Genomic DNA, 16,658 nt, shown 5'->3' with positions numbered 1-16,658 from the left:
GAATTGGATACTTGGCGGCAATTGTTATATGGGACTATAAGCTCGATAGGGTTACCATTTGGGTTACAGAATGCTTGCAATGATTTAAACATTGGTAACTTCTCCATAAAAAAATGGAATCGATGGCAAAATCCTATCGATTAACCTTCTTTGTCAGATAAATTGTCAATATCTAAAAAAAATAAATCAACGGCCGATCGGTCACAATTTTATTTGTACTTGACAAAAAGACTTGAAGGTATCCTATTGGAATGAAAAAATAAGGAGTAAATTGAAAAACATCCATAAATTTACATGGGACCTTTAAAATTGAAAGTAACCCTTTATTGTCCAAAACCTTGGTAAATATGAAACCCAAAAAAATGGATATTCCATCCTGTTTAAAACCACTAACATTAATTGCTTCAGTTTTAGCTTTTATTTTTTTCTCAAACTGTGCCCCTAAGAAAAATAATTCCAATAAGGAAGAATGGATCGCACTATTTGATGGGACCAATTATCAAGACTGGACACCTAAATTTACGGGCTATCCCCTGGGGGAAAATTATAACGACTCCTTTGTTTTCAAAGACAGTCTTCTAAGCGTTAGGTATCAGGAAAAAGACAGCTTTAATGGCACCTTTGGTCATTTATTCTACAAAAAGAAGTTTTCATATTACAAACTCAAGGTAACGTATCGTTTTGTAGGGGAGCAAATGTTGGGAGGACCTGAATGGGCCATTCGTAACAATGGTTTAATGCTGCATTCTCAAGACCCAAGGACTATGGGGCTTGATCAAGATTTCCCTATTTCGTTGGAATTGCAGCTACTAGGAGGCGATGGTACTCACGATCGAACCAATGGAAATCTATGTACACCTGGAACCAATGTGGTGATTAATGATTCGTTGATTATAGACCATTGTATTCCTTCTACATCCAAGACCTATCCCGGTGATGGATGGGTGACCATTGAGGCACTGGTTCTGGGGGATTCAATAATGCAACATATCTTGGACAACAAAGTTGTGTTGGGATATGGTAAGCCGACGATCGGTGGGGGTATGGTTAACGGTTATCTTGATAGTGCATATGAAGTGGGCAAACCCGTAAAGGAAGGTTATATTTCAATTCAGGCGGAGACCGCCCCCATCGATTTTAAATCCATTGAATTATTGGATCTATGTGGTTGTACAGATAAAAAAGCAAAGAATTATAAATCTTATTATGTAAAATCCGACAACTCAAAATGTATCTACTAAGTTGATTGCGTTAGATTAAATGTGGTTCCAATGCTAGGTATGATTTTCTCAATCCTGGTTTTGTAGAAAACCTGTCCTAAAGATCAGGGGTGGCTACATTCCTAAGAATGTGGGGGTTATAGATTTTTTCAATACAAATGTTTTTGAATATTTTCAAAATTGGTTTTTGCATTTAAAATTTATTACTGTTTTTAGGTTCATAATTTCGCTTTGCCATAAAAATTGGTTTCCTTAGAGGAACCATAATTTATTTAATTATATCCATCTCCAAAGTTGATTAAAAGAGTCTCTATATTATGCTTGATAGTGGCTATAGCTGTTATAGGTGCAATTTTGAGTATTCAGTATGAAGAAGTAGGGGAATATAAATTAGTCCCTCAAGAAATGCCGGTTCATTATAATGGTGATCGGTTTGCCGGTTCGTCTTCCTGTATACCTTGTCATAAAAATATATACCAGACCCATGTGGAATCTTCACATTATAATTCCTCTACGATTGTAAATGGGCAAACTCTAAAGAACCATTTTGATAAATGGTCCAACCAGTTAGAACTAACAGATGTTGAGGTGGAAGTTGCTCGTGATGAACAGACATATGTTCAAAATACGTATTCCAAAACTACAGGCGGATTAATCGATAAATCCAATCTTGATGTTGTAATAGGTTCAGGCGTTAAGGGACAATCTTACTTAACATTTAAGGGGGATTCGCTTTTTCAGTTACAGGCCTCTTATTTTAGGTTGATCGATAGCTGGATAAATAGCCCAGGTTTTCCCAATCATAAGTATTCAAGACCTGTAACGGATAATTGTATTAAATGTCATGTAACCTTTGCTAAAAACAAAAACTTTATAGGCAATACCAATGTTTATGAAAGAGAATCCTTTATGTATGGTATAGACTGTGAACGGTGCCACGGTCCATTAAAGAAACATGTTGACTTTAGATCAGGGAACTTAACGAATAGCACAGGAGATGTAGTTATTAAAATAGACACATTGAGCCGACAATTAAAAATGGATATTTGTGTTCAATGCCATTCAGGTCTGCGTGCTATTCAAGTAAAGGACAATCCCTTTTCTTTTGTAACCGGCGAAAGATTGGATAAATACGCCAAGAACTACAACTTTGGAAGACCAGAGGCTGAACTTGATGTACATGGTAATCAATACGGCCTTCTTAAAAGCAGTAAGTGTTATAAAAATTCAGCTACAATGAGCTGTACCACATGTCATGACCCACACCAAAATCAACGTGGGAATGAAGAACATTTTAATTCCAAATGTATCGAATGTCATTCAACCCCGGAAAACTTGCACACCACTTCAAACTTCAATTCACGGGATAATTGCATCTCCTGTCATATGCCACTTTTTCCTTCTCAAACCATGAAAGTAAAGCTTGGAGATACAAATGATGAAACATCGGTCAATATCCGGACACACCTCATCGGTGTTTATATAGATAGTATTCTACAAAATAAGAAAAATGAAGGTTCCAAAAGTTGACCACTAGAAAAAGTACTTTGAATAACATAAAGAGTAAAACCCTATAAAATTCTTGAATTTAAAGCTGTTTTGTTTTTAAATATGTAAATATTATAGGCTGCCATAGTATTTTTCCAAAAATCATTTTAAAGGAAATCTATTATGCAGATAAAAGTAGCACCAGAATTATATGATGTGATCATTGTAGGTTCTGGAGCTGGGGGAGGTATGGCAGCCAAGCAATTGGCCGATGCCGGATTGAACGTTGCTATAGTGGAGGCAGGTCCATTTTTTGACCCTGCTGACCCCAAAACAATGACCCAGCTAAAATGGCCTTATGAATCCCCAAATAGGGGAGCGGGCACCACAAGGCCTTTCGGAGGTTGGGATATGGCCTATGGGGGATGGGAAATAGAGGGAGAACCCTACACCCATGAGCCCGGCACTAAATTTGATTGGTTTCGCTCCCACATGCTGGGAGGTAGAACCAATCATTGGGGCAGGATTTCACTACGTTTTGGCCCAAAGGATTTTAAGGGGAAAACACGTGATGGCCACGGCGAAGATTGGCCCATAGGCTATGAAGATGTAAAGCCCTATTACGATAAGGTCGATAAACTAATCGGAGTATTTGGTACAAATGAAGGATTGGAAAATGATCCTGATGGTTTTTTTCTGCCTCCTCCAAAACCTAGACTTCATGAGCTATTTTATATAGATGGAGCAAAGAAAACAGGAGTACCGGTCATACCAGGTCGCCTTTCTATGCTTACCAAACGGATAAATAACGAAAGGGGCGTTTGTTTTTACTGTGGACAATGTTCCAGATCTTGCTCCGTCTATGCTGATTTCTCATCCGGAAGTTGCTTAATATTCCCAGCACAAAAAAGTGGGGGAAGAATCAAAATATTTGTCAATTCAGTGGTGCGTGAAGTTACTACGGATGATGAAGGTAAAGCGACTGGTGTATCCTATATCAGTAAAGATGATAGAAAGGAATACAAACTTAAAGGGAAAGTTGTAGTACTTGCTGCTTCTGCTTGTAGTTCTGCCAGAATTCTGTTGAACTCAAAAAGCAAGCATCATCCCAACGGACTGGGCAACAGTAGTGACCATGTGGGAAAATATCTGCACGATTCCACTGGAGCCAGCCGTTCCGCATTCATCCCAGGGTTAATGAACCGTAAAGTCACTTATAACGAGGATGGTACCGGCGGAATGCATGTTTATTCCCCTTGGTGGGGCGACAATGACAAATTGGATTTTCCTCGTGGATATCATATTGAAATTGGTGGCGGGATGCGACAACCAAATTATGGTTTCGGCTTCAACACCAATGAGTTCAATAAATTCTTTGGCCTGAATGTAGGAGGATATGGGGATGTTTTGCGTGACGATGTAAAGAAATATTACGGTTCAGTGATTCAGATGGCCGGACGCGGTGAAGGTATTGCGCGTAAAGAGAATTACTGCGAGATAGACCCTACTACAGTGGATAAATTCGGAATACCTGTTCTTAAATTTAAGTATAAATGGTCTGATTTAGAGATCAAACAAGCCAAACACATGCAAGATACCTTTGAGGAAATCATTCACAATATGGGCGGTGAACCTCTTGGGGATAAACCTACTGCCGATATGGACTATGGTTTACTCGCTCCAGGAAGAATAATTCATGAAGTAGGAACAACACGAATGGGAAATGACCCCAAGACTTCCGTGACCAATAAATTCAACCAATTGCATGATGTAGACAATGTCTTTATTGTTGATGCGGGTCCTTTTACTTCTCAAGCCGATAAAAATTGTACATGGACCATTTTGGCTTTGTCGTGGCGAGCATCGGATTATATCATCGAACAACTGAAACAACAAAATATATAAATCAATGGACAGGAGGAAAAGTATACAAACCATGATTATGGGGGCTGGTGCCTCTGCTTTGGCCTTTTATGGCTGCAAGTCGGATGTGGATATGAATATACCAAGTAAAATAGACACTGCACATTTTGGAAGAACCCCAGAAGAGTTGGAACGAATAGCAAAATTGAATGCCCAAAAGTTATTTGCAGACCATGAATTGGAGACCATTGCCGTTTTAAGCACCATCATTTTACCGCCTAAAGAACCTTATGGAGGTCCAATTGAGGCCAAAGTTCCAGAATTCATTGAATTTATTGCCAAGGATATACCGGAATTCGAACTCACTTTAAAAGGTGGGTTGATGTGGCTTGATCATGAAAGCAACAAGCTTTTTAATCTTGAGTTCAAGAAGGCAGCGTTGGAGCAGCAAAAACAAATCTTAGACACCATAGCTTTTCATGATGCGGCAATTCCTTTGGATGTACAACCTCTCGAAATTCAATTCTTTGCGATTATGCGAAACTTGACCGTGACAGGATATTACACTTCAAAAGAAGGTATTGCAGATTTGGGCTATAAAGGAAATCAACCAAACATATGGGATGGTGTTCCTCAAGATGTACTGGATCAGCATGGAGTGGCTTACGACCCTGAATGGATTTCAAAATGCGTTGATCAAAGCAAGCGTAACGAAATAGCGGAATGGGATGAAAACGGAAATCTATTGACTTGAAGTCTTGTCCTTTTGATAGCAAATTCTATAAAACAACCAAGAATGAAGTTTTAAGAAAAAATATATAAATATAGCAATAGTAAGAGATAATAATTATAAAATTCATGAATTTGAAGATGTATAATAACACATCTATAATAAAGTGTGGTCTTTATCATTTATGTTTACCTAATTCAATTTTATATTTTCCATCATGGATTTTTTGGATTTTCAACTATTTAACTAACACAAACAACCTAAAATTTGATTATGAAAAAACCTTTTTTCAAGAGTATTTTGTTTTTGGCTGCTGTACTTTGTACGGGTTTTATACAGGCCCAGAGCATTACAGGTACGGTATCTGACGAAACAGGACCCTTGCCAGGGGCAAACGTTCTGGTCAAGGGGACTACAAATGGGACACAAACCGATTTTGACGGTAATTTCAGCATTGAAGCTGCTAGTGACGCTACCTTGGTTATCAGCTATATAGGGTATAAGACCATTCAAGTTCCCGTCAATGGTCAAAGTACCATAAATGTAACCATGGAAGAGGATGCCAACCGATTGGATGAAATTGTAGTAACGGGATATGGTTCACAGGCCAAGAAAGATTTGACAGGAGCCGTGACCGTTGTGGATACGGAAGAACTTAAATCTGTACCAGCAACCACATTTTCTCAACAATTACAGGGTAGAGCGGCCGGTGTAACAATCATTAACGATGCCAGACCGGGAGGTGAGGCTACAGTTCGTATCCGTGGTTTCGGGACGTTGGGAAATAACGATCCCTTATATATTATAGATGGTGTCCCCTCTCAAAGGCAATCTAATTTAAACCCTAATGATATTGAGTCCTTGCAGGTTCTAAAAGATGCTTCGTCAGCTTCCATTTATGGATCTAGGGCTGCAAATGGAGTTATCATTATCACCACAAAAAAGGGTAAAATGGGAAAACCGACGATTAGCTACAATACGTATTATGGGATTCAATCCCCAGCCAACGATGTGGAGGCATTAAATGCCGAAGATTTGGGCACTTATTTATATTTGGCCGATTTGTACGCGGGCAAGACCCCCAGTCACGGACAGTATACGTTCGGGCCCAATGGCGAAGTGACCATACCTGATTATGTTTTTCCAAGTGGTGCTTTTGAAGGTGATCCTGGTACGGATCCGAGTCTTTATGCATTGGAACCTGGTAATATATATGCTATTACACGTGCTGCCGATACCAATTGGTGGCAGGAAGTATCAAGATCTGCTCCCATTTTAAGCCACAATATTTCGGCTTCAGGAGCTACGGAAATGGCGCGTTATGCCTTTAGCTTGGGATATTTTTCACAAGAAAGTATAGTTAAGTTCTTTAGTTATGATAGAATATCACTAAGGGCAAACACAGAGTTTAAAGCTTTGAATAAACGGCTGACCATTGGCGAAAATTTCACTGCTTCATTTGATAACCTTAAGGGGTTTGTGTCCAATGATGATGAGCAGAGTCCCGTTTCTGGGTCCTATAAGCACCACCCTTTGCTTCCAATTTATGACATTGCCGGTAATTTTGCAGGTAGTAGAGGTGCCAATTTAGGTAACAATTTCAATCCATATGCCAGACTTTACAGGGACAGAGATGATAGGAGATATAGTTTAAGACTATTGGGAAATGTCTATGCAAACTATGAGGTGATTCCAAACCTTGAATTACGGACCAGTTTTGGATTGGATGGAAGAATACAGCGGCAGAGAGATTTAGGGCGTCCACAGCCTGAGTATGTGGAGGGCAACTTTATCAACAGTTCCACAGCTAGAGAACAATATGAGTACCAGTGGACATGGACGAATACCTTGACCTATTCCAAAACCTTTAATGAAAATCATAATTTTAAGGCATTCGTTGGCGTGGAATCCATTCAGCAATTTGAAGAACGTTTAGAGGCCAGTAGGCAACGATTTGCTTTTGAAACAACAAATATTTTGAGTTATTTGGATCTGGGAGATGCCACTACGGCGACCAATAGAGGATTTGTTTGGCAAGATTATACGTTATGGTCTCAGTTTGGTCAGTTAAACTACGACTACAACGGGAAATACTTGGCCCAAGTTATTTTGAGAAATGATTCATCTTCTAGGTTTCAACAAGCTTCCAGAAGTGCATTTTTTCCTGCCTTTAGTTTGGGTTGGAGGATTTCTGATGAAAAGTTTATGGAAGATGTCACATGGATCGATAACTTAAAATTAAGGTATGGTTGGGGTAAAACAGGAAACCAGCAAATAGGTGACTATAATGCATTTACTACCTACCGTTCCGATATTTTAACAGGGGGATATCCAGTGGATGGTTCTACAGGTACCCCACAGATTGGTTTTGCACCAAGAGCTTTTGGAAACCCTAATGCCAAATGGGAGGCGACAACCTCAAATAACATTGGGCTAGATTTGGTGATGCTGAACAACAAGGTCTCACTGAACTTGGACCTTTGGAAACGGGTTACTACCGACATGTTGATCAATGTTCCTGTCACCTATACTGCAGGTCAAGCGGATGAACCTGCCTTTAATGTAGGACAGATGACCAATAAAGGTTTTGATTTGGGAATCAGTTATGGTGATAAAAAAGGAGATTTCTCCTATGATGTCAGTGCCAATCTTTCTGCGTATAAGAACAATGTTGATGCGTTGGAAGGGGAGAGCACTCGAATTTTTGGTCAAAGTAGGAGAATACCTGCACTGTCCATAACCGAGGCAGGTTTGCCCTTATCTTCTTTTTATGGGTTCAGAAACTTGGGAATTTTCCAATCCCAAGCAGAAGCTGATGCCTGGGCACCTTACGGCGATTATAATGCCCCTGGTAAATTCAAGGTGGCCGACGTCAACAACGATGGTGTCATTAATGACGATGACCGGACTGTTATTGGAAGTCCTCACCCTGATTTCACTTATGGTGTCAATATTAATTTAAGCTATAAAAACTTGGAATTGAACATCTTCGGAAATGGCTCCCAGGGGAATGATGTATTCAACTATGTGAGATATTTTGCAGATTTCAATACCTTTCAAGGTAACCGAAGCACCAGGGCATTGTACGAAGCATGGCAACCGACCAATCCAACAGCAGACCCAAGTACTTGGGTGGCGGCCAACCCCAATGCCACTTCACCGATTATGGACGCCAATGATCAGATCAGTAGTAGGCCTTCATCCTACTTGATAGAGGATGGAAGTTTCTTCAGACTAAAGAATATACAATTGACCTATAATTTCCCTGATAAAATATTATCCACTATGGGTCTAGATAAAGCTCAAGTATACGTGCAAGCTCAGAACATGGCCACTTTTACCAAATATTCAGGTCTTAATCCGGAAGTTCAATTGAGCAATGCAGATGACTCAAGAAGAAACCTTACTTTAGGTTATGATGGCGGAGCCCAACCAGTATCAAAAACGATAACGCTAGGGTTAAATGTTACACTTAAATAATACAAATTAAATGTTTATAAAAATGAAAAAGATAATTTCGACTTTACTTGGAATACTTGGCGTGATTGCTTTGGTATTGAGTTGTAATAACGATTTTTTGGATAGACAGCCACAGGGCCAGTTCAGTGAAGCGGATGTTGCTACTTTAGATGGCGTCAACGGGCTTCTGCTCGGAGCCTATACCATGCTTCCCGGTGGTGGTTTGGAGGGACAGACATGGCATAATGATATTCATAACTGGGTGTTTAACTTGGCTTCTGATGATGCTCTTAAGGGCACAGATGCCGGTGATCAACCAGAACAATCCTTTATTGAGGCATACGACTTTCAGTCGTTCAATGTTCACGTAAGGGATAAATGGAGAGGGCTTTACAAAGGGGTTGCTGCTACCAATAATGTAATAAATACTTTGGAAAAAGTTGAGGATGCTACAGAGGAGCAAAAACAACAGATAGTTGCAGAAGCTAGATTTTTGCGGGGGCTGTTTCACTTTGAGGCAAGAAAAATGTGGAGAATGCCCACTTATATCAGCGATGAAGATTTTGAATTGAACGACCTTGAAAGTACCAAGGTGCCTAATGACCGAGAAATCTGGCCATTAATTGAAGCTGATTTTGAAGCCGCGGCCGCAGTGTTGCCCGAAACGCAAAGTGAAGTTGGTAGACCAACAAGCTGGGCCGCCAAAGCCTTTTTGGCCAAGGCCAAAATGTATCAGGGATGGAATTCGGACGGTTCTGCGAACACAACGAAATTACAAGAGGCAAAACCTATTTTGGAGGACATCCTAAATAATGGCCCTTTCTCATTAGAAGAAAAGTACCAAGACAATTTTTTGGTCGCTACCCGAAACAATTCGGAATCCATATTCGAGGTTCAGTACGCCATTAGTAGTGCCACGGGAGATGCAGCGAATAGAGGTATTGGTCTTGCTCACCCATATACTGATCCATGGGGTTGCTGTGGATTTTATCAGGTATCACAAAACTTGGTAAATGCTTTTAAAACAGAGGGTGGGCTTCCCATGTTGGAGACCTTTGATGCTGAAGATGTGCCAGCTACGGTTGATCCTGTTACCACATTGTCAACTTATGACGGTCCATTGGACCCAAGATTAGACCATTCCGTAGGCAGACCAGGAATTCTATACAAAGGATTTAAAATTTATCAGACCGATTTTGTACGTGACCTAACTTATGCCGGACCTTTTTTTAGTATGAAGCATGTGGCAGAACCAGAGGCTTTTGGACAAGGGGGGTGGGGAAATCTATCGGCCAACAACTACAGAATTATGCGTTTGGACATGATTATTCTATGGCTTGCTGAAGTCGAAGTGGAAATCGGTGATTTGGAGGTTGCCAGAGGCTTGGTAAATCAGATTAGAGCCAGAGCAGCCAATCCAGAAGGCTTTGTTCCATTGGCCACGCAAGGTGAAGAAAGAAATGATTTTACCATCGTCGATGGAGAAGCTGCGGCAAATTATGAAATTTCCGAGTATGAATCACCATGGACAGATAAAGACATGGCCAGGAGAGCCGTACGCTTTGAAACTAGATTGGAATTTTCCATGGAAGGACATCGATTTTTTGATCTTCAACGTTGGGGTATCGCTGCTGAAGTTTTAAACCAGTATATACAAAGTGAGTCCGAACATAGAACGTATTTAGAGGGCAGATCCTTTCAAGAGGGTAAAAATGAATTTTTCCCTATTCCGATAGAGGCAATAGATAGATCGGTAAAAGATGGTCAGCCTACACTGACACAAGACCCCGCCTACTAAAAGATAAAATAAATATTTTTAACACCTAAAATCAAAAGGCCTTGATAATTTCATATCATGGCCTTTTAGAATTAAGGGCCTTCAACTTTTGAGAACGAATCCAGATAAGTGAATATTGATAAAAGGTTAAAAATGAAAAAGATTATCACCCTTATTGTTATTTATGTTTTGATATTCTCATGCCAGAACCCCCCTCGGGTATTGTTCAAGCAATTGAATGTCGAAAGTACGGGCATATATTTCAATAATAAGATTGTGGAAACCGATAGTTTCAATATTCTAACAAATGAATATATTTTTAACGGTGGCGGTGTAGCCGTAGCGGATTTTAACAATGATGGCAAAAGCGACATATTATTTACTGGCAACCAAGTGGCGAATCAGCTTTATTTAAATGAAGGCGATTTTAAATTTAAGGAAGTTGGCAAGGATTCTGGTATCGGAGCAGAGAATAATTGGTGTACGGGAGTTGCGGTGGTCGACATTAATTTGGATGGCTGGCTGGATGCATACGTCTGTACAGCCATGAAAGAAAAAGGAGGTCAAAGAAGGAACCTGCTTTTCGTCAATCAGGGATCTGATAAGAACGGTGTGCCCAAGTTCCGTGAAATGGCAGCTGAGTACGGTATCGATGATTCTGGAAATAGTATGAACGCTACTTTTTTTGACTATGATAAGGATGGGTTTTTGGATTTATATGTACTCAATAACCAACAAGTACATACATTGCCCTCCAATTATCGTCCAAAAATCGATGATGGATCTGCAAAAAGTAATGATAGGTTGTACCATAATAATGGGAATGGAATCTTTAGCGATGTAACCATTGAGGCCGGTATTGTGCATGAAGGTTTTGGTTTGGGACTGGCTGTTTCAGATTTAAACTATGATGGTTGGCCGGATATCCATGTCAGCAATGATTATTTGACCAACGACTTACTGTACATAAACAATGGAGACGGAACATTTACAAATCAAATTGAGGACTATATAAAGCATCAGAGTAAGTTTTCAATGGGATCGGACATTGCCGATTACGACAATGACGGCTTACTTGACATTATAACCTTGGATATGTTGGGAGAAAGCAACCAAAGAATGAAAACAACCATAGGCCGTACCAATTATCTAGAGTATACCTTGAACGAACGTTTTGATTATCAGTACCAATATATGCGAAATATGCTGCATAAGGGATCGAGTTCTGGGGGTGATTTTAGTGAGATTGGTCTGATGGCGGGAGTTTCCAAAACTGATTGGAGTTGGGCCCCACTTTTCGTTGATGTTGACAATGATGGATTTCGCGATTTATTGATTACAAATGGTTTTCCGAGGGATATTACGGATAGGGATTTTGGTGACTTTAGGTTGGGGGCTGCATCATTTTTGACCCCTGCTCAGATATTGGACTCCATCCCGGTGGTTAAAATACCAAATTATGGATACAGAAATAAAGGGGATTGGACTTTTGAAGAAGTAGGGAATACATGGGGATTGAATGTTCCTTCCTTTTCCAACGGAGCGGCTTACGCTGATTTGGATTTGGATGGAGATTTGGATTATGTTGTCAATAACATCAATGAAGAAGCATTCATTTTTAAAAACCAATCGGAATCTGAGTCTTTTGGGAAAAATAATTTTCTAAGGGTTCTTTTAAAAGGAAATAAAGAAAACCCATTAGCTATTGGAGCAAAGGTTTTGATTCGCTATGGTAAAGGACAAAAGCAATATTACCAACATTATCTCAGTAGGGGTTATATGTCTTCCATGGAGCCTATTGTTCATTTTGGAATAGGATCTAATGAAATGATTTCCGAGCTTGAAATACATTGGCCGGATGGAAATTATAATAAAATGAACAATATTCAACCCAATCAATTGATTGAGATTGATTATGAAACTAGTGAAATTCTGAGCAATGCGGACATATTAAAAATTAATATGGACTCGTTGGATGACCGGGAATTATCTGAAGTTTCAGATGAGTTGGGTATAAACTATAAGCATGTGGAGCAGGATTTTGTAGATTTTAACACCCAACAACGAACCCTGCCGCATAAATTTTCACAACATGGCCCCTGTTTGGCCGTGGGTGATATCAATGGCGATTCATACGATGATGTCATTGTTGGAAGTTCTGCAAATCATTCTCCCGTAGTGTATATTCAAAATGCAAATGGAAATTTTGAAGAGCACATGATATTCGACAACGAACAGGACATGGGCTACGAGGAAGTGGATATGGAGTTGTTTGACCTGGAGAATGATGGCGACCTAGACCTATATATGGTTTCTGGGAGTAACGAGTTTGAGCCTGGCAGTGAATTTTACAAAGATCGGATTCTTATTAATGATGGACATGGAAACTTTGTCGTGGATCAGGATAGGATGCCCGAGATAAGTACAAGTGGGTCGGTGGTAAAATCCGTGGATTTTGATAAAGATGGCTATTTGGACTTATTTGTTGGAGGACGTACACCAGCAGGTAAATACCCGGCAGCTGAAAAAAGCTATTTATTGAAAAACGATAAAGGTATCTTAAAGGATGTTACCCGTGAATATGCGCCAGATCTACATAAAGTTGGAATGGTAACAGATGCAATATGGTCTGACTACGATGGGGATAATAGACCAGATTTGATAGTCTTGGGTGAATATATGCCCATTACTTTTTTCAAAAATGAGACAACATCTTTTAAAATAATTAAAGAAACTGGAATTGATGATTATATCGGTTGGTGGGAATGCATAAAATCCAGCGACATGGACGGGGATGGGGATATTGACTTTGTTGCCGGAAATTTGGGCAGCAACAATTTTTTTCAACCATCTAAGGAACGGCCTGTCCATATGGTAGGCAAGGATTTTGACAAAAATGGCAGTCAAGACCCCATTTGCTTTGTTTATATTAAAGATGATAAGGGAACGTATAAACCGTATCCTTTCAATTATTGGGGTGATTTAAACTTGCAAAGCCCCTTGTTTAGAAAAAAGTTTGACTATTTTAAGGAATACGCAGAAGCTACTTTGAACACTTTATTCAGTGAGGAGGAAATCAAGAATGCCTTAATCTTAAAGGGTAATTTTGATAAAAGCGCCTATTTGGAAAACCTAGGCAACGGTAAATTTAATCTTCACCAATTACCTGCAGCGGCTCAACTAGCACCTTTAAACGATATATTGCTTTGTGATATGGATGGAGATGGCCACAAGGATATTCTTGGGATAGGAAATGATTTTGGGAATGAAACTTTTATTGGAAGATACGATGCCCTTAACGGCATATTTTTAAAAGGTAATGGACAAGGGGATTTTATAAGTGAAAAAACATCAACCAGCGGATTTTTGGTCCCGGGCGATGCCAAGTCTATTGTGAGGGTAAATCACGCATTGGGCGGCTATCTTTTTTTTGTGACACAAAATAAGGACAAGCTATTGGTTTTTAAAGGTAAAACCAATTCAACTAATAGCGTGAATACCTCATTTTAATTGAATTACGCATCTCTGAACAAATAATCACATGCATTAAAAAATTGGTGCTAAAATTCATGAATTTGATTTTTATTATTCCAATTAATTGTTTTTGAATACTTTGAATAATTTATCTTTAATGAAGTTAGTTTATTATACAGTTTTAACTTCTCTCGAAAAATTGTAATTGGATTAAAACCCATAAAATTTTGAGTTAGTTGAGATTTAATTCAAGTTTAGTTCAAAAGCAATGTTGTAGTAATCCAGCATTGCTTTTTTTGAAGGGCAAAAATATCAACGACTTTTTTACAATGTTAATAGCTCATTTTTGTGTCATTCACAAAAATGAGATGTGTATTCGATGCAATCTTTCCAAATGTTTAAAATTTAGGTACTTTAATTATTTATCCGATATAAAATGATTGGGTGAATTTGTACAGAAACAAAATTAAATCGTAGATTGTATAAAACCAACTTCATAAGTATTATGGAAACGCATTTCTAAATAATGGGATGCCTTTCAAGTATAATCACTTGTGTAATGCAACTAAACTAACTAACGCTCAAAATGTCATTAAAACACACAGTGGCCATATTGCTGTATTTGGCCATTATGCCAATATATTGCCAAGAAGAATCTTCTAATAGACTTGAGCCTTATTTTAAGGGTATAAAAGAAATGGTGGATAATCATAGTTTTCTTAGCCAAGAAACTCTACTGGAAAGCCACGCCCGATCAAAGGGAGAATATAGAGTGGACGCTTGTCTGGATTTGTTCATTCACTATATTTTTAAATCAACCGAACTTGCCAAAAAGTACAATGACGAAGCATATGGGCTTGCAACCGATTTGGGCTATGATAGAGGATATTTGAGAGCCTCCTTGAATCAAGCGTTCATATTTTTCGTTCATGGTGAATTTGATAATGCATTGGACATTATCAATCAGGTGGAATCAAATGATAAATGTACATTGTTCAGTAAGATAGAGGCTGATAGCGAAACACTCAGGTCGTATATCTATACTGAAAGAGGTGAGTATGATTTGGCGTATGAAACTGCCTTGAATTTGCTGGAAAAAGGGGAGGAACTAAATGATCAATACAGTTTGATGCGGGCATATTCTGCAATTTCTCATTTCTATTTAAGATTGGGAGATTATGAAAAAGCACTTGACAATTGCTTAAAGGGACTTGGCCATATATTGGAGTTGAAAGAAGCCAGGTTTATTTTCCCAAAAGTTGATGAAATAGCCAGAATGACCCATAAACTTGAAGGGAGTAAAAAAGCCCGCGAAATCTATGATTTTTATCTGGAGTTGGAAAGTTCTGTAGATGCCCCGGGCAATTATATTCAAAGTGCCGTGTACATGAACATAGCTGCCATTTATTTGGAAGAATTAGAGTTGGAAAAAGCAGAGGAATTTTTGGAGAGGGCAATGGTATTGATCGATTCTAACAACTATAGATTTAGAAAGCCGAGAGCACATGTTTTAATGGCTGCTCTAAGTTTGCATAAAGGTGATAGTCTAAGTGCCATAATTGATTATAATAAGGCCTATCAGTCAGCAAAGAAAATTAAAGCATTTGATGTTGTTAAGGAAGTAAGCAAATCATTGTCTACAATAAACAAGTCAATGGGCAATTCGGAAGAAGCGGTTTATTTCTCCAATTTGCATTTATCCTTAAAGGATTCTCTTTTTACCATCGAATCCGAACAGCGATTAAGGATATTGGAGGCTAGTAGGCGAATTTCACAAATATCAAGACAAAAGGAAATTTTGGAACTTAAATCCAAGTCGCAAGAAGAACGATATCGTTTCCTAACCATAATATTGGTTATTCTCTTGGTTTCCGGAATTTTTGCAACACTTTCATACTTTAAGTTAAAAAGGAAAAATAAGCTATTATATTATAGAACACGGGAACTGGCCGTTGAAAAACTTAATCAAAAAAAGAAGTTTACCATCGGGAAGGAAAATAAATCCAATGAACAAATTGCCAAACCTATTCCCGACAAGGATTATCTGGATGAGGATATAAAGGAAATAATACTTACCAAACTCGATAGGTTGGAAGAAGAAACTTTTTTTCTTGACCCTAAATGTAATCTGCGTAGTTTGGCAGATTTATTGCAAACAAATCAGAAATACCTTTCTCAGGTAATTAACCATGAAAAAAAGTCCAATTTTAATAATTATATAAATGGACTTAGGATAAATCATCTTTTAAATAGATTATTGGAAGACAAAGAGTACCGTAAAAATAAGTTATCCTATATTGCAACTTCAAGCGGATTTAACAACCTTAACACATTTTATTCTGCCTTTAAAAAACGTTTGGGAATCTTGCCCTCTTATTTTATAGAAAAACTCAATAAGGAAGAGCTTTGATTTTAGTTTCATATGAGGTATGTCGTGATTCCAATCCTTATTATTGGATTCATTGTCAGTAATTTATTGGGATATGCGTTAAGCTCAATATTTCCGCAAAAGGGAGATATACTATTTTTGTTTGACCGTTTGTCAATTCCTTTCCAAAAGAAATCAATCAATGCCGACAACTTATGGTCGACCGGCTTTCTCTCTTTTTGGCAAAGTCCACCTCCATGCCATTGGAAATATTATAGA

Annotated in this window: 8 protein-coding genes; all 8 read left to right on the top strand. The window is 38.6% G+C overall.

What is annotated here, in order from left to right; translation table 11 throughout:
* Positions 1–347 precede the first annotated feature (347 nt).
* The 8 genes from MURRU_RS02790 to MURRU_RS02755 all read left to right on the top strand — a co-directional run bounded on the left by MURRU_RS02790 (position 348) and on the right by MURRU_RS02755 (position 16,421).
* The gene (locus MURRU_RS02790; RefSeq protein WP_014031897.1) at positions 348–1,241 is read left to right on the top strand and encodes a 3-keto-disaccharide hydrolase; all 894 of its coding nucleotides are present in this window, start codon (positions 348–350) and stop codon (positions 1,239–1,241) included.
* A gap of 306 nt (positions 1,242–1,547) precedes the next feature.
* Positions 1,548–2,750, top strand: coding sequence for a multiheme c-type cytochrome (locus tag MURRU_RS02785; protein ID WP_148261469.1), 1,203 nt, complete (start codon positions 1,548–1,550; stop codon positions 2,748–2,750).
* Between the two features lie 141 nt (positions 2,751–2,891).
* Positions 2,892–4,613 carry a GMC family oxidoreductase gene (locus MURRU_RS02780; protein WP_014031894.1) on the top strand — a complete coding sequence of 574 codons (1,722 nt, stop codon included), beginning with the start codon at positions 2,892–2,894 and terminating at the stop codon, positions 4,611–4,613.
* Between the two features lie 4 nt (positions 4,614–4,617).
* Entirely contained in the window at positions 4,618–5,325 is a 708-nt protein-coding gene (locus MURRU_RS02775; RefSeq protein ID WP_014031893.1) for a gluconate 2-dehydrogenase subunit 3 family protein, read from the top strand.
* A 249-nt stretch (positions 5,326–5,574) separates the two neighbouring features.
* Entirely contained in the window at positions 5,575–8,781 is a 3,207-nt protein-coding gene (locus MURRU_RS02770; RefSeq protein ID WP_014031892.1) for a SusC/RagA family TonB-linked outer membrane protein, read from the top strand.
* Positions 8,782–8,803: 22 nt separating this feature from the next.
* The gene (locus tag MURRU_RS02765; RefSeq protein ID WP_014031891.1) at positions 8,804–10,558 is read left to right on the top strand and encodes a RagB/SusD family nutrient uptake outer membrane protein; all 1,755 of its coding nucleotides are present in this window, start codon (positions 8,804–8,806) and stop codon (positions 10,556–10,558) included.
* Positions 10,559–10,690: 132 nt separating this feature from the next.
* Positions 10,691–14,047: a VCBS repeat-containing protein gene (locus tag MURRU_RS02760; RefSeq protein WP_014031890.1), complete on the top strand. Its 3,357-nt coding sequence runs from the start codon at positions 10,691–10,693 to the stop codon at positions 14,045–14,047.
* A 550-nt stretch (positions 14,048–14,597) separates the two neighbouring features.
* Positions 14,598–16,421 (top strand): helix-turn-helix domain-containing protein, encoded by a 1,824-nt coding sequence (locus MURRU_RS02755; protein WP_014031889.1) that lies wholly within the window; start codon positions 14,598–14,600, stop codon positions 16,419–16,421.
* The last annotated feature ends 237 nt before the right edge of the window (positions 16,422–16,658 follow it).

The organism is Allomuricauda ruestringensis DSM 13258, from assembly GCF_000224085.1.
Lineage (GTDB): Bacteria > Bacteroidota > Bacteroidia > Flavobacteriales > Flavobacteriaceae > Flagellimonas > Flagellimonas ruestringensis.
The sequence above is the reverse complement of the archived record's forward strand: the minus strand, read 5'-3'. Positions and strand labels throughout refer to the sequence as shown.